Source organism: Klebsiella sp. PL-2018, assembly GCF_019048985.1.
Taxonomy (GTDB): domain Bacteria; phylum Pseudomonadota; class Gammaproteobacteria; order Enterobacterales; family Enterobacteriaceae; genus Klebsiella; species Klebsiella michiganensis.
This window is the reverse complement of record NZ_CP077673.1, coordinates 2,472,826-2,489,044: the sequence shown is the minus strand read 5'-3', so window position 1 is coordinate 2,489,044 and position 16,219 is coordinate 2,472,826. Positions and strand designations below refer to the sequence as shown.

Here is a 16,219-nt window from a genome sequence, read left to right as displayed (position 1 = left end):
TTTAGCCCTTCTTATAAACAGGTATTTCGAAACGTAAGTTTGCATCCGGGAACTGATCAAACATTTTCTTCATGTCAGTTTTTTGTATAAGAGCCCAGTTTATCGATGTTGCATACTGCCTGGTTCCGGGATTGGATGGGTTCCATCTCATTTTATATAACGTGTTTTGTTGGTTTTTACTATTATTAACAAATTTTTCCGAAATCCATTTTGCGCCACCATCGATAGCCTCATCTACTGAGAACCAACCTTTGTTATAAGCAACTACAACCCCGTTTTGAGTGTTGCCAGGAAAAACACCTATACCGTACATATTATAAACATGCCTGTTGTTATACATTTTGCTTCCATTGGCAAACGCATGTCTACCACGGTCAGTTTCCAGAATTGCATGTGATGCTAAATAAATTTCGCTTACATTATATTTTTGTGCAGCAGCAATAAATACATCTTCTTTCCCTGATAACACACCTTGACCGGAAAGTAACTTACCTAAATCTTCGCGAGAAATACCCGAAGGTGCAGAAATGTCGAGGAATTGATATATTTCACTGTTTTCCTGATGAAGCTCAGGATTCATATAGTCCCGAACTTGCTCACGTGTTACGGCACCATAATTGCCATATGTAGGAACACTATCGCCAGTAAGTGACATTTGCTTGTTCAAGGCATAATCTAAAGTATAATCGTAATTCTTGTAGACGATAGTAATCCGGTTAGCACTTTTTAACGTACCCAAAAAAAGGATAGGATGCATATGCCACAGTGAAGGCCCTAGTTTCTCAGTGGACACATCCTGCATCCATGCCATTTTATCAAGAAAATCTTCGCTATATTTCTTCCATTCTGGGGCTTCTTTTTTCAGCGCATTGAGGAAAGGTTGCCAGATAGCATCATCTTTTTTGAAGTACCAATCGCTGGGATGTTTTACGATTGTTTTCTGGATGGTGTCACGATAGTCGGGATTATGAAGTGCTCTCCAGTATTCCATCGGAGAGTAACGGTCGCTTCCACTATCAATTTTATCCAGCAGGCGCTGATAATTATGCTTAACCAGGGCATGACTGGTTCGCGTATCACTGGTCGCAACCTCATAGAGCGAGTTGATAAGGCTGCGGAAGAATCCAACAGGCTGGTTTTTTCCATCCAAGTAATCAAAACTGGTAGGCTCTGAGGTTTCAGTTCTGAAGCCCAGCTTTGCCAGATCATACTGCGACAAGAGTTGAGGTTCCGCCTGGCCTTTGGGGACGTAAGCATTTTCTGGTCGCAGCTGCCAGTATTCTTGCTTTGTTGAGGTATCAGTTTCAGTTGTGACCTTACTCAACGGTAGAATGCCTGTCCGCGTTGTCGACGTCGAGCCCTTTGCGAAAGTGCCCTTCGCAACATCTTTTGTGAAAAGAGCAAGGCCAGGAGAATACTTCAACCAGAGCGGGTTTTTCTCCCCCACTTTTTCTGGGTTGGTCAGGAAATTCTCCAGATTATCATCCATGCTCGTGCATTCGATATGTACCTGGTATCGTGCCTCATAACCACCATCTTTTGGTGCCTGATAGTAGCCCATGTGGCCAATCGGGTCACCGGCCTTAATAGCAAATGGAAAACTGAGACTTACTGTCTTATCGAATACCATGACTTCCTTTGCGGGAGGAAGCAAATGCCGCCACCAGCCTGGACCAGCCCCCGGCGCTGGCTTAATATTGTTGTTATCCACAACAACCCAATAGCGCTGACCAGGTGTGAGGGTACTGCTGGTTTCTTCTGGTAATCCTTTCAGTGTTACAAGACCATATTTTCGCTTGTTATTTCCTGTGGCGTTAAGATTGCTGTCTGCCGGGTCCCACTCCACTCTTGCCCCTTTAGGTATGTGCCCTGCAATTTGTGGAGAAGTTTTATCTGAAGTCAGTTTTGCCGTCAGCCAGTCCATTTCAGAATATGCTCTTAGAGTATTCTGAATGGCCCACTGATTTTCTGCTTCAGCCTCATAAGCTGAATACGGCGCAAGATGCATATACAGGGTGTAGAAATGCAGCCCGCTGGATTCTTTCTCCCCCGGTTGAATAAAGTGTTTAACCAGAACAAACGAACCAGAAAAGCTCAGTGGGCCGGATTCCCATGCAAGCGTCAGATAATCCTTGCAGACACGATAAGCAACCACTTCGCCGTCAGCCATGCATCGCACAGCCTGCTCACCTTTAAAGGGAACTGGGAAATCTAATGCTTCAAGAGGAGACTTGCCACTCAGAGCACACCACGGGGTCGTTGCTTCCGTGATATGGATCCCGCCATGCCACATCCCACTGCGACCAATCATATACTGCCCGGTGGATTCCCCCCCAATATGAGAGAGGATCTCTTCCTGATTTTTGAACTCACTTCCCCGACTGTTGGAGGGGATCGGCCAGACTATTTTGATTTTTCCTTTTCGGATAGCCGTGGCGTTCTGCTCTGATGTGGTATTAGCGCCATAACGATAAAGTGCATAGGGTATGTTTTGATCACGATATATCTGGGCAGGATAGAACCCCCTTTCCTGGACAAAATCAGATACCCAGTGTGTACCATTAAACATCGCCATATGACCATGCACATGATGTGGTGCTGCCTGGATTACGACAACATCCCCCACTTGCTGACCAGAAATTGTGAATACACCGCCAGTACGCACTGTTGTAGCGTTATCCACAACTTTAAAGTTATTTTCAAGCAGCCATGGGCCATAATTTTTAGCTGATTCAATTCCTGAATTTTTTGCAGATGCCCCTCCAGCGATTAATGCTTTTTTAACATAGCGGGCACATTTTGACTCGCCATATTTAAGCTTTTTATCTATGCCATTTTTAAAATTTTCAGCGTTAATTTTCGCTCTGGCCAGGGCTTGAGTGTTTAAAACACTAACTGCTACATTCTTGTCCAGCATTTATTCTCCCCCCTCTGCTTGTCGAGGGCAATAAATACTACTATGAGATATGGGCTTAACAGAATCCATTAACCAGTTCCCTTTTTCTTTAACCAGGTTAACGGCATACAGGGATACGCCCTTACCATATCCTAATGTTAGCTTCACTTGTGCGACCTGGTCATTCTCTGAAACAGTTTCCACATTAATGCTGTCTTTCCATTCTTCACAAATATCCTGAGCATCGACAAAATAATCAGCACCCGATTCATCATTATCCCGCAGACTTCTGAGATGCTCAGTTGTATATTCAAAAATAGCTTTTTGAGTTAGTTTATCAGCTGATTCCATATCAGGCGTTTCAGACGCAACAAGGTAATCATGATAAAATTTTGCAACAATTTCCCGAGGCATTGAACTATCGTTTGCTGAAGCTGAGGCTATATTGGCCACGCAGAATAAGCAACAAGCAAAAATAATCTTCTTCAACATGAACGTCTCTCCGTAGATATGTTGGTATTTGTATAAGTAGTCGAGGTGAGAAATTTAGAAAATGACCACGTTCTTATTGTTCCGTTACGCTGGTGATTTTCCACTTCTCATCAATTCTTTCTAGCACAACCTTAAATTTAACTTTAGGCTCGGAACCTGCTCCTAAAATAACGTTGACTGAAGAGTCATTCTCTTTCCGATATACATCAAAGGTACTTATACTTGCTTTCCATGAAGGATACACATCTTGTGATTTTGTAAAATAATCAACATCAGTATCAACCCAAGCACCATGCCAGTTACAAATATAACGCCCTTTAAACTGCTTGCATTCGCGCTTTTGTGAACATTTCCCTTCGAGTTCTTCTGCCGACGCTGAATCATCAGAATCATAATTACACATCATAGAGTCGTTAATGCTTTTCATTAATTCATCAGAAACATATTGACTGAGAAATCGACTGTTGTCCGATGATTCTTCTTTCAAATATGACTTATAAAAATTGTACACGATGCTTTCTGGGCTTGTTTGCTCGGATGCCTGTGTAAAATTTGATAAACAAAGCAAAAATGCAAATAAAAACACATTACGCATATGAGGAATTAATGGATCCATCATCAGCCCTTAGTCATTAAAAGATTTGCTGCTGATTTTATTTTCCTGGGTGATATCCGTCAGGCTGAAATTAGGTGTTTCGTTGGGGAGATTCGCGCCGGTGCCTGGTACCAGATAGTCAGACGTTTTCATAATGAACTCACCTGATGAACCATGTTCAATGCCGTTCTTACTCAGCCTCAGGTAAGACCCGCCACCGTTAAGTGTCAGTGTTTCCGGCGTGCTGATAATAATTTCGTCTTCACTACTGGTCACCGTCAGCTGCTTTTCAGAAAACAGTGCCATCGTGTTGTGCTGAGCCTGAATCTCGATGTCTCCCTGGTTGGCAACCAGCTTAGCCCCTTCTTTATGGACAAACATACGCAGGGCTTTTTCTACCGTTACAGACAGATTCTTCATCGCACCGACATCAAGATGCTGACCGGCATTGATCATGGTATTGCGGCTACTGCTGAGCTGAAGGTGTTCACCTGAGGTCATTGCCACCCCCTGCGGAGCACTACCCAGCAGGACCGAAGACTGGAGATCTTTGATTTTGTCGGTCACAAGACTAATCTGGGTATTGATGTCACAGATCAGGGCTCCGGCGGCTTCAGCAGCGCTGTTCAGCGCCTGCATCTGGCTGTTGGCCTGGTTAAGCTGGTTAATGGCAGGCGCCATTTCCAGCACCGGGCCCTGGGCTTTGGCCTGGGCATCCGCCGTCAGGAACAGCCCTTTTGCCGCACGAACCGCGCCATGCTCGTCCGTACGCAGTTCAAAACCGGCGCCGCGCTTTTCACGCTGGCTGTTGACCAGGTGTCCCAGGTTCAGTTGCGTTTTGCCATATTCCGTCGCGAGCTTGATATGCTCTTCCTGGCGCTTATCCTCCATCCGCAACTTATTGTTCGCCGGGGTACGCCACACGTTCCGCGTATGATTGTCACTGGTGACATGGTCCGGATGTTCTGAATCATGCAGGGCATAAGCGATGTAGGGACGATCCGGGTCTCCGCCGTCAAAAACGACGGCCACTTCCGTTCCGTCGATAAGCGGGGAGTGGAATCCGTACGTATCACCGGCATACGGTTTAGCCAGCCGCAGCCACAAATAGGCATAGCCCTGTTCAGTACTGCTGCGGTCAAAGTCCAGTTTTACCCGGTATCGCCCGTCCGGGTCGAGCCAGGAATAGGTGTCGCCTTTCTGTGTGCTTTCCACCCGGGCAGGCAGCGAGCCGGATATCACCGGTCGATTGAGCAGTGCCGGACGATAACAGACGGTTTCACTGTAGGGGATGCCCTCAAACGTCAGCGTAAAGCTACTTTTGCGCGAACCACTGGTGCGCACCGTGGTGATGACGATGCCTTCCCTGACGGCATCGGGAAGCGTTCCGTCCGTTTCCAGTACCTGACCCGGAGCGAGATGAGGGCTGGAGGAACGCCCGCTGACGCGATACTGCTCATTGAGAATGCGCTCATGACGCAGACGGGCGAAGTATGCCCCGGTCTCCGGGCTTTCAGCGTCACCTGCCGTCAGGAAGGGTTCAGCATAATGGTACGTTTCTCCGGTGGTGATCCCTTCCTTGCTGAATATGCTTTCGGCACTGTCCTGAGGTTGTAGCGCTTCACGGTAGTTGTAGTCCCGGGTGGCCGCACTCCCGCTCACCACCTTATATGCGGTCTGAATACCCCAGATGCTCTCCTGCCCGCTGTCACTGATCCCGGCCTGGTTGCGCAATGGCAGGGTGACGCCAAATTCATACTGCTGCTGGCTGTCCTGAAAAATCACCACGTCCTGTTCAAGACGACTGTCCATCGCAAAGCGCCAGTAAATGCCGACTTCAGCCAGCAAACGCTCAATGAACTCAAGATCGGTTTCCCGCCACCGGGTAATTAGCTCCCGCACCGGATACTCGCGGGACAGCCGAAACTCAAAGTCCGCCCCCTCCAGCCCGTGTTTACGCAGGACCTGTTCAACCACCTCAATAACCGACTGATTGAGGTAGATTTCGCTCCCTTTCGTATAGCCCAGCAGAGCAATACGGGGAACGATCGTCAGCGCGTACCGGGTCTCATCATTCGAGGTGGACACGCGGCGAAACGACTCCACCACGCCGAATACCGTCCTGACCGGCAGGGCCGGTGTTCCGTCAAACATCGGGGTCTGGAAAGTAAATGACGCGGGCTTCAACAGTAACGCGTCACAGGCAATATCCGCAGAAGAGCAGGTGACCGCCACGTCATAGCGCCATGGCTGGCTGAGTGATTCAACGGCGTTGTAACGCAACACATCCAGAAATTCCGTGCAGCCATGAACGTCAACACAATACCGTGACTGGCCGATCAGCTTTTCTGTCAGACTGAGTCCTTTATTCATCCGTGATCCGTTCATTGCATTGCTCCTTCTGTCTGCCAGTTAAATATCCGTACAATGTTTCTTGGTCAGGCAAAATATATTTCTTCAAATTTAATATTGAGTTTCTTCTGTAACTTCAAGGCTGGTTCCCGTTGAATCTTCATTAAAATAAAAAGTCGTACTCTCATTATCTCTTATTACTGTTATTTTTAACGAATTACTCTCCTGCCATTCATAACTAACCATTGTATCATTAAATTTATCGGCTTTATTTGTACCGGGGGTTGTTTTTTTCAAGAGCGTATTATCACATTGAATCCTCCTGAATTCCCTATAAGCATCTCTTAATTTCAAATCAGAAAAAAACAAGAGTATTCACTTATACCATCATATTCGTGGGTAGGATTTCCCTTCTGACAATAAGTTGCCCAGCCATCTTTTTTTTGATTATTATTCTTTGCATCCGCTTCTTTAAAAAATAAAACATAGCTTTGATCCGAAACAATCAGATAATCATTAACTTCGAGGATCTCACTATAAGTGAAGTGGACATTCATCCCCCGGTAAAAGAGCTATCAAAAGATAAATATACTTAGGCAGAGACACATCTTCATACTTAAAAAGCCATTCATATAATGCTACTGTTTTCTCAAACAAATAATATGATATGGGTGTTTTTTTTAATTTTAACATAGTCAATTGAACACACATTGTTATCTTCAAGAAAATCATTTTTATTGTTAGCGTTTTACCACTAAACGTAAAAGTTACTTTACTGTATATTTCATCTAATTTTTTGATCGTATCTAAATCACGCTTACCAAAAACATCAACAGCAGAAACTTTTTCATGCACCCACAGCTTATGATCTACCCCATTATCAGAAATGGCTATCTTTGGCAAAAAAGAAAAAAACAACAAAAGAATTAAAAAATGAATTTTGAATGGTCCTTGCGCTATGTTGGCTTTAGCTAGTGCATAAAAAGAAGAAATCAATAAGGACAACCCCAAAATAAAGCCACACATAAATTACTCCTTATCTACTCTCAATAATGGGGCCACTGCATTAAACCTCTGTAGGCGATCAGAGTAACCATTCTGCCCACCATTAATTTTTTGTGTGACATCTTGGACACTCAATGTTTTGGCAGTTTTGTTTAATCCTTTACTTACCCAGAAGGAAAATGCTGACTCTACACCATATTCAGTATTGCTTATCACTAAATCAGGTTGTTCTAATCCTGCTCTTTTACACAGTAGATATAAAATCGCATACTATACTTCACGCGCAAAAAGTGATTTATTTCACCGCATTATCCAATGGAAAGTTTTTAATATTTCCGTTGCTTTTGATTTGATAACCAGATAATTCAGGATCTTTTTCCCCATCCAAAATTTTTATATCCCTCGCACTTCGTGCGTGTTTATATATTTTAACCTCATAATAATATGGATACTAGATGTTATTATTTTTATAATTTACATGCCATCGAAGAAGAACAACAACATTTCTAATTTGGATCTGCATTCAGCACCTCCAGATGCACAAGCCACTCTTTATCCACGAGTTTATTTCCCCCGCCGGGTGATTCTATGCATCCCATAAAGCCGACAGGCGTTCCGGCACTGACCTTCCATTCTTCCGTTTCACCCGTTAGCACCACAGAGTCAAAAGCGCGTTTTTGTTTTGCCTTCTGCATCCATTCCGGCATCAGCCCTGTATTTCGCCCTTCGGTTCCATCAGTTCCGGATCCAGTGTTACCCAGTACTGTTCTTTGCCCGGAATATTATCTTTCAGTAAGCGGACCAGGCCACAGGTTGTCAGGATCGTGTTTCCATTCTTCATGATATAAAAACGCCCCGTCAGGGAAGAAACAAAACGGTCGCCTGCGTTCAGGCTCTTTCTCGTTTTTCCGGAGCAGAATATGTCCCGGCTTCATCGTTGTCCGGTTCCCCCTCCGGTAAGCCGTATTGTCCGTTTTTATACTGGCGTAACAGTATACCACCGTGTCCATCCCTGACTTTATATCAAGGAGACTTCGGATAATCAGCGACCGGAGCCAGATGCATATACAGACTATAAAACTTCAGCCAGTTTTTTTCTTTTGTGGTTCGGGTTGACACTGCGATTTCACCAGCACAAAGCTGCTGCTGTAGCGCAGTTGTTGTCCACATGACGCTCACAAAAAAAATTGTAAGAACAAACTAAATACTTAGATCCGCACACAACATGATGTTATTAGTAGATATGTTTTTAATGTTAATATAGTTTACCTTACACCATTTACCATCTGCACTAATAGATAACAAATTAACCTTATCTCCTTTAACAAGGTAAGATTTCTTTATTTTGTACGAGGAGTCATAAAAATAGGATTTAAGTTTTATGACATTTATCGCAGGATATGATGAGCATTCATTAGAATCGACTTTATGTGGGACTAATTTATTTAGTGCAATCTTACCATCTGAAATTCTCTCACTCATAATTTCAACCCCCTCTAATTCCTTATTGTTGTATACAACCCATGGGGAATTTACAAAAACATCACACTCACCATCGCTACCTAAGATAAAAACAGAATAATCGTCATCTAACAATGCTTGTTTATTACGATACAATTGGTATATCATTTTATTTTTACTATTATAAATAACAATGGGTAGATAATTTTTTTTGCCACTTAAGATTAAGCCTGTATCTATAGAATCCATGTCATCCTCAGTTTTACCTACTTTCTCCTCTATAAAATCAGCGTAATTTTTCGCTGGCGACATATCTAAGCTACAAAAACCCTTTTTAACCAAGACTCCGTTCTTTTTACTTTTCACATTCAAATACAAACAATCAATGATGAATTTATTGTCGTTATATTTCAATGTCGCATAAACGGTAGAATCATGAAGAGATCTACTATCAGCTATAATCGCAGGGGAACCTGAAAAAAAATCATATGAGTAGGATGGATTACCTGTATAATCTTCAATAAATTTCAACACATCTTCTTTGCCGTCTTTTTTTGCATAAATTAAATCATTTGATTTATCATAGCCATAATTTATTGAGCCATCCGCAAAACTTAGCATGGAACATCCACTTAAAAAAAACACCAACAAAAAAATATATTTATTCATATTTAAAGCCCACTGGAAAGAGAGGATGTGTTTTCTAAAATTGATTGAAACTTCTTGGCATAGGAAGCTATTAGAGTTTTTTGATCATTGCCATTAATTATTTGCCGAGCACCCTCATAATCCATTCCATTATTAATCATATATGCGGAAAGTTTTTTCCCAGTGAATATACCTTCCTCCATACCCCAAATCATAATTCGCACAGCATGCTTAAAATCAGCCGCAAGTTCTGGTTGATTCACAAAATCTACTCCAAATTTATCTTTCGCTTTCTGATAGTTATTTTTCCAGGTAAGATGCACACAACCTCTACCTCGATACTTATATCCATCCCCCTGCTGCGTATTGCCGTTAGCTATTGCTCTTTTCTTTAATGTTTGTGTTGCAGCAAGTACTGGATCGTATTTATTAAAATAAATCACACTACCTACTTCTGGTTGTTCACTAAAATACTCGCCGGTTGGGAAATAATATGTCTCATGCCTCGCTGTAGCTAGCATATACGAAATTCCATATAAATTCGGCACATACTCCATATGGTGAGGGTAAAATTCATTTATACTTTCCAAAATTTTTCGCAAATTATTTTTTGAACCTTGGGATAGAATCGGCGTACCTGGAGCAAAGGAAACATGTTCGTTTTCATACTGGGAAATAAAAGCATCAACATTAATTAGCTCTGATTTATCTTTCAGAGAATCCAAAAAAATTACCGGATGAAAATGCCACACCGCCTCATCCTTATCAAATGGCGGCACCTTACTCATCCATTCCAGATCCGCCTGCCATTTCTCACAGTATTTCACTTCCAGCAAGTCCAGAGCCTTATAAAACCCTTCCCAGCGCCCCGTCGAACGTCCACCGCACCACTCGCTGTGATGTTTTACCACCAGCCGGTTGACCACATTCTTCACCAGCGGATCACGCACCGCCAGCGCCTGCCTGATTTCCTCTGCCGTCACTTTCCCGTCACGGTTGCTGTCCATCTCCGCCATCAGGTCACGATAAAACGGCGGCACCAGGCCGTACTGATAATCGGCTCCCTGCTCCGCTGATTGGCTTATCGTCCCAAACGCCTGAGGTATCCAGCTTTCATACGGGCTGTTCATTACATCGCCGCCGCTGCTTTCCTCCAGCGCCTGAAACCCGAGTTTCAGCAGGTCGTACTGACTCACTTCTTCCACATCACTTTGCGGTAGCCAGCCACTTCCGCTGATCTTATACCACCATTTTTGCGATTCATCCCCGACTGGCGTTGCTGACTCCCGAGGAAGCAGGCACTGTGCGCTCAGTCGTGCTGATGTCGCGGTAAAGACGGGTTGTCCCGTCGTATCCTGCCGGATAAACAGGGCGTTTCCCTTTGCTGCCAGAACGGAGCGTTTATCACCGTTCACTTTTTCAGGGTTAGATAAAAATCCCGGCATGTTCGGGTCTGTACTCAGCACCTCCAGATGCACGAACCACTCTTTATCCAGCAGGGTATTTCCCTCACCGGGCGATTCCGTACATCCCATAAACCCGACAGGCGTTCCGGCGCTGACATTCCATTCTTCCGTTTCGCCAGTTAGCTCCACAGAGTCAAAAGCGCCTTTTTGTTTTGCCCTCTGCATCCATCCAGGCATCAGCGCCTGCATTTCACCATCCGGCTCCATCAGTTCTGGATCCAGCGTCACCCAGTACTGTACTTTGCCCGGAATATTCTCTTTCAGCAAACGGACCAGGCCAAAGGTTGTCAGGGTGGCTTTGCCATTCTTCGTGACGTAAAAACGCCTCGTCCGGGAGGAGACAAAACGATCCCCCGCCTTCAGGCTCTTTTTCGTTTTTGCCGGAGCAGCATATGTCCCGGCCTCACCGTTGTCCGGCTCCCCCTCGGGCAACCCGTTTTGCCCGTTTTTATACTGGCGTAACAGTATGCCACTGTGACCGCCCCTGACTTTATAGCAGGGAGATTTCGGGTAATCAGCAACCGGTGCCAGATGCATATACAGGCTGTAAAACTCCAGCCAGCTCTTTTCCTTTTGTGGATCAGGTTTACACTGCGATTTCACCAGCACAAAGCTGCTGCTGTAGCGCAGCTGTTGTCCACAGTAGGGTGCTGTCAGGTATTCTTTGTTTACCCGGTACGCCACAATAATACCGTCTGCCATAAACTGAAGCGGTACAGGCTCCCCGGTATTAGTCGCATCTGGATTGAGGGCGGAAAAGGGATTAGAGATATCGCTGATATGGATCCCGCCATGCCACAGGCCATTCGCCCCCAGCAGCCAGGTCCCGTGCGCTTCCCCGTCGATAAGCCGCATAACATCTTCCAGTGAGCGAAATTCTTTATCGCTGGTGTCCCTGAGGGGGTAACTGATTTTCATATGAAATTATTACCTTGAAATCCTTCCACGCCGCTGGGGAGGAACCAGTTCCAGTGTAGTTTTCCTGAACGCCTCCGTGACACCTTTCAATGATGCCCCGGTACGGGTAACCAGGTAGTTAGCCACTTTCATCACCATCATCCCTTCAGAACCATGCTCAATCCCGTTTTTACTCAGCTTCATATACGATCCGCCGCCATTCAGCGTCAGCGTTTCCGGCGTGCTGATGGAAATCCCATCCTCACTACTGGTTATCGCCACCTGCTGCTTTGCCATAAGCACCATTGTGTTGTGCTGAGCCTGAATTTCGATATCTCCCTGGTTGGCGACCAGCTTACCCCCTTCTTTATAGACAAACATACCCAGGGCTTTTTCTACCGTTACAGACAGATTCTTCATCGCACCGATATCAAGATGCTGACCGGCATTGACCATGGTGTTGCGGGTGCTGCTGAGCTGAAGGTGTTCACCTGAGGTCAGTGCCACCCCCTGCGGAGCGCTGCCCAGCAGGACCGCAGACCGGAGATCTTTGATTTTGTCGGTCACGAGACTAATCTGGGTATTGATGTCACAGACCAGGGCTCCTGCGGCTTCAGCAGCGCTGTTCAGCGCCTGCATCTGGCTGTTGGCCTGGTTAATCTGGTTAATCGCTGGCGCCATTTCCAGCACCGGGCCCTGGGCTTTGGACTGGGCATCCGCCGTCAGGAACAGCCCTTTTGCCGCACGAACCGCACCATGCTCGTCCGTACGCAGTTCAAAACCGGCGCCGCGCTTTTCACGCTGGCCATTGACCAGGTGTCCCATGTTCAGTTGCGTTTTGCCATATTCCGTTGCGAGCTTGATATGCTCTTCCTGGCGCTTATCCTCCATCCGCAACTTATTGTTCGCCGGAGTGCGCCACACGTTCCGCGTATGATTGTCACTGGTGACATGGTCCGGATGTTCTGAGTCGTGCAGGGCATAAGCGATGTAGGGACGATCCGGGTCTCCGCCGTCAAAAACGACGGCCACTTCCGTTCCGTCGATAAGCGGGGAGTGGAATCCGTACGTATCACCGGCATACGGTTTAGCCAGCCGCAGCCACAAATAGGCATAACCCTGTTCAGGACTGTTACGGTCAAAGTCCAGTTTTACCCGGTATCGCCCGTCCGGGTCGAGCCAGGAATAGGTGTCGCCTTTCTGTGTGCTTTCCACCCGGGCAGGCAGCGAGCCGGATATCACCGGTCGATTGAGCAGTGCCGGACGATAACAGACGGTTTCACTGTAGGGGATGCCCTCAAACGTCAGCGTAAAGCTACTTTTGCGCGAACCACTGGTGCGCACCGTGGTGATGACGATGCCTTCCCTGACGGCATCGGGAAGCGTTCCGTCCGTTTCCAGTACCTGACCCGGAGCCAGATGAGGGCTGGAGGAATGCCCGGTGACGTGATATTGCGCATTCAGAATGCGTTCGTGACGCAGACGGGCGAAGTATGCCCCGGTCTCCGGGCTATCAGCGTCACCTGCTGTCAGGAAGGGTTCCGCATAATGGTACGTTTCTCCGGCGGTGATCCCTTCTTTGCTAAAAATGCTTTCAGTGCTGCCCTGAGGTTTCAGCGCTTCGCGATAGTTGTAGTCACGGGTGGCCACACTTCCGCTCACCACATTGTATGCGGTCTGAATATCCCAGATGCTTTCCTGCCCGCTGTCACTCATGCCTGCCGGGTTACGAAACGGCAGGGTCACACCAAACTGATACTGCTCCTGAGAGTCCTGAAAAATGACCACATCCTGCTCAAGGCGGCTATCCATTGTAGTGGCACACTGAATTTGGCCACCTGAGTAGAGGTGATATGCTCACCTCAACATCTTACAGGTGAACCAATGAGCAAAATATTTACTGCTGAATTTAAAGCCGAAGCGGCAAAACTGGTCCTTGATCAGAACTACACTCACGGTGAAGCGGCTAAAGCGATGAACGTCAGCCTCTCCGCCATCAACCGCTGGGTTAAATCGTTACGTATGGAGCACCAGGGGAAAACGCCACCGGGGCTGCCTCTGACGCCTGAGCAGACGGAACTCAGGGAAATAAGAAAACAAATACAACGCCTTGAAATGGAAAATGAAATCCTAAAAAAGGCTACCGCGCTCTTGATGTCGGACTCCCTGAAAAGTTCACGATAATCGACAGTCTTAGGGCGCACTACCCGGTAGCGCCATTGTGCCGGCTGTTCGGTGTTCACCGAAGCAGTTATCGTTACATTCGTAAAAATGGCAGGGATTCTGACGCTGAGCGGGCCGTCAAACGGAGTCTCGTCAGTGAAGTCTGGAATGCCAGTGGTGGCTCTGCTGGCGCGAGAAGTATCGCCACGATGGTCAGCGGCCGGGGCGTCAGACTCGGGCGATGGCTTGCAGGTAAGCTGATGAAAGAGCTGGATATCGCCAGTTGTCAGGCCCCGGCGCATAAATACAAACGCGGCGGGAACGAACACGTTGAAATACCTAACCATCTCGACCGGCAGTTCGCGGTAACAGCGCCGGATCAGATCTGGTGCGGCGATGTGACCTATATCTGGACGGGAAAATGCTGGGCTTATCTGGCCGTCGTGCTGGATCTGTTCGCCCGTAAACCTGTGGGCTGGGCGATGTCGACGTCGCCGGACTCGGCCCTCACGGTCAAAGCGTTGCAGATGGCCTGGGAGCATCGGGGGAAGCCAACAGGAGTGATGTTCCACAGTGACCAGGGCAGTCACTATACCAGCCGCCAGTACCGGCAGGCTCTGTGGCGCTGTCGAATAAAGCAGAGCATGAGTCGACGCGGTAACTGCTGGGATAATGCCCCTATGGAACGGTTCTTCCGGAGCCTGAAGACCGAATGGGTGCCGACGAAGGGCTATAACAGCTTCAAAGAAGCTCAGAGCGCGATAATCCGCTACATCACGGGCTATTACAGTGCCATCCGGCCCCACTGGTATAACGGTGGGTTAACGCCAAATGAATCAGAGCGGCTGTTCCACGAACAGTCAGGTCGTGTGGCCAAAATTAGTTGACCACTACACATCGCAAAGCGCCAGTAAATACCGACTTCAGCCAGCAGACGCTCAATGAACTCAAGATCGGTTTCCCGCCACCGGGTAATTAGCTCTCGCACCGGATACTCGCGGGACAGCCGAAACTCAAAGTCCGCGCCTTCCAGCCCGTGTTTACGCAACACCTTTTCCACGACTTCCGGCACAGTCTGGTTGAGGAAAATTTCACTGCCTTTCGTATGTGCTAACAGAGCGATACGTGGAACCAGCGTCAGCGCATAAACGGTATCCTCTCTGGACGTGGACAGGCGTTCGAATGACGCCACCACGCCATAAACGGAACGAACGGGTACGGCCGGAGCCCCGTAAAACTGCGGGGTCTGAAACGTAAACGACGCAAGTTTTAACAGCACCAAATCACTGGCGATATCCGGTGTCGAGCAGGTCACGGAGATACCAAATCTCCAGGGCTTGCTGAGCGACTCAACCGAACTGAATTTCAGCACATCAAGAAATTCTGTGCAGCCATGCACGTCCAGCCGGTAGCGTGACTGACCTAATCGTTGTTTTGCCTGACTGGCCGCATCGTTTATCACAGGGATGGCGGGATTATCCATGAGTCTCTCTCTTTGTCGGTTCCTGGGCACGCTACCGCCCCTCGCTGTTCACCAAAGCGCATCAGGTCAGGCAGCAGATTGAGTTTTTCTTTGCCGAGTACCCGCGTCTCAGGTAATCAGCAAAAAAACGCGGACAGGAAAACCTGTCCGCATCAGGATTACGCGGTGGTACGTTCGTTCCAGCTGTCGGAATGGATGATGTTGCCGTCCTTGTAGGTCCAGGTGATTTTTTCGTAACGCAGCTCAATCTGCTCGAGGTGGTTATGCTTCTCGTAGGACGGGTCCTTGACGTCGTGCATCAGCGGGCTGACCTTCACCACCTTCACGTTCTCAAGCTTCGTGTTGAAGTACTCCACTTCCTGACCGGCGTCGTTGATTTTGTACCAGCGGAACTCCGCCGACTTCAGCGTCTGGCCGGTTGTTACCGCCTTGTACAGGTACGGGCTGGAGGCGTCGATTTCCTTAGTGAACAGGAACGGCGTGTGGATTCGCGTGCCGGTCAGCTTCCCGGTGTTGTTGTCGGTCGGGATGTACAGGTTATGCTCCTGCGCCACCACCTCGATGCTGCCCTCACGGTCCTTCACGTCCACGGAACCTTTGATGTCCGCGCCGCCGTCGTCCTTCAGCCACAGATAGACTGGAATTGCCATATTACTTCTCCATTTATACACGTCGTCCTTCAGGCTGCCTCTTTGTTGGCTGCCTTCATTTGCCCCGGTCACATAGTGAACTATGCTCCCGGGGACGCATTCAGTTGCCGC

Annotated in this window: 12 protein-coding genes and 2 pseudogenes; 1 reads left to right on the top strand and 13 read right to left on the bottom strand. The window is 47.3% G+C overall.

Going from position 1 to position 16,219, the window contains the following annotated elements:
- Nucleotide 1 precedes the first annotated feature (1 nt).
- The 11 genes and pseudogenes from MKleb_RS11490 to MKleb_RS11445 all read right to left on the bottom strand — a co-directional run.
- Nucleotides 2–2,575 (bottom strand): N-acetylglucosaminidase, encoded by a 2,574-nt coding sequence (locus tag MKleb_RS11490; protein WP_258182381.1) that lies wholly within the window; start codon nucleotides 2,573–2,575, stop codon nucleotides 2–4.
- A 342-nt stretch (nucleotides 2,576–2,917) separates the two neighbouring features.
- On the bottom strand, nucleotides 2,918–3,388 hold the full coding sequence (locus tag MKleb_RS11485) for a DUF3828 domain-containing protein (protein WP_025105892.1): 471 nt from the start codon (nucleotides 3,386–3,388) through the stop codon (nucleotides 2,918–2,920).
- 73 nt (nucleotides 3,389–3,461) lie between these two features.
- Entirely contained in the window at nucleotides 3,462–4,007 is a 546-nt protein-coding gene (locus tag MKleb_RS11480) for a DUF3828 domain-containing protein (RefSeq protein WP_224226603.1), read from the bottom strand.
- Between the two features lie 6 nt (nucleotides 4,008–4,013).
- Nucleotides 4,014–6,356 (bottom strand): type VI secretion system Vgr family protein, encoded by a 2,343-nt coding sequence (locus MKleb_RS11475; protein WP_406740809.1) that lies wholly within the window; start codon nucleotides 6,354–6,356, stop codon nucleotides 4,014–4,016.
- Between the two features lie 90 nt (nucleotides 6,357–6,446).
- Entirely contained in the window at nucleotides 6,447–6,632 is a 186-nt protein-coding gene (locus tag MKleb_RS11470) for a hypothetical protein (protein ID WP_129896991.1), read from the bottom strand.
- A 237-nt stretch (nucleotides 6,633–6,869) separates the two neighbouring features.
- Nucleotides 6,870–7,361: a hypothetical protein gene (locus MKleb_RS11465; RefSeq protein ID WP_025105894.1), complete on the bottom strand. Its 492-nt coding sequence runs from the start codon at nucleotides 7,359–7,361 to the stop codon at nucleotides 6,870–6,872.
- 485 nt (nucleotides 7,362–7,846) lie between these two features.
- Entirely contained in the window at nucleotides 7,847–8,035 is a 189-nt protein-coding gene (locus MKleb_RS29905) for a hypothetical protein (protein ID WP_224226604.1), read from the bottom strand.
- A gap of 11 nt (nucleotides 8,036–8,046) precedes the next feature.
- The gene (locus MKleb_RS30140; protein WP_256204533.1) at nucleotides 8,047–8,181 is read right to left on the bottom strand and encodes a hypothetical protein; all 135 of its coding nucleotides are present in this window, start codon (nucleotides 8,179–8,181) and stop codon (nucleotides 8,047–8,049) included.
- Nucleotides 8,182–8,540: 359 nt separating this feature from the next.
- Nucleotides 8,541–9,470, bottom strand: a complete 930-nt coding sequence (locus MKleb_RS11455; RefSeq protein WP_025105896.1) for a hypothetical protein — start codon at nucleotides 9,468–9,470, stop codon at nucleotides 8,541–8,543.
- Between the two features lie 2 nt (nucleotides 9,471–9,472).
- On the bottom strand, nucleotides 9,473–11,833 hold the full coding sequence (locus tag MKleb_RS11450; protein ID WP_025105897.1) for a hypothetical protein: 2,361 nt from the start codon (nucleotides 11,831–11,833) through the stop codon (nucleotides 9,473–9,475).
- A 9-nt stretch (nucleotides 11,834–11,842) separates the two neighbouring features.
- Nucleotides 11,843–13,624 (bottom strand): annotated as a pseudogene (locus tag MKleb_RS11445) (DUF2345 domain-containing protein); the annotation flags it as partial.
- Nucleotides 13,625–13,696: 72 nt separating this feature from the next.
- On the opposite strand from MKleb_RS11445, the gene MKleb_RS11440 reads away from it, so the two are divergent.
- Nucleotides 13,697–14,862 (top strand): IS3 family transposase gene (locus MKleb_RS11440; protein WP_217076669.1). Its coding sequence is split into 2 segments (ribosomal slippage): nucleotides 13,697–13,952 and nucleotides 13,952–14,862, totalling 1,167 coding nucleotides; the frame shifts between segments, so codons are not numbered across the junction.
- Nucleotides 14,863–14,870: 8 nt separating this feature from the next.
- On the opposite strand, the pseudogene MKleb_RS11435 reads toward MKleb_RS11440, so the two are convergent.
- Nucleotides 14,871–15,458: pseudogene (locus MKleb_RS11435) on the bottom strand (contractile injection system protein, VgrG/Pvc8 family); the annotation flags it as partial.
- 158 nt (nucleotides 15,459–15,616) lie between these two features.
- A complete protein-coding gene (gene hcp / locus MKleb_RS11430; protein WP_129897003.1) occupies nucleotides 15,617–16,108 on the bottom strand; it encodes a type VI secretion system effector Hcp in 492 nt (163 codons plus the stop codon).
- Nucleotides 16,109–16,219: the final 111 nt, after the last annotated feature.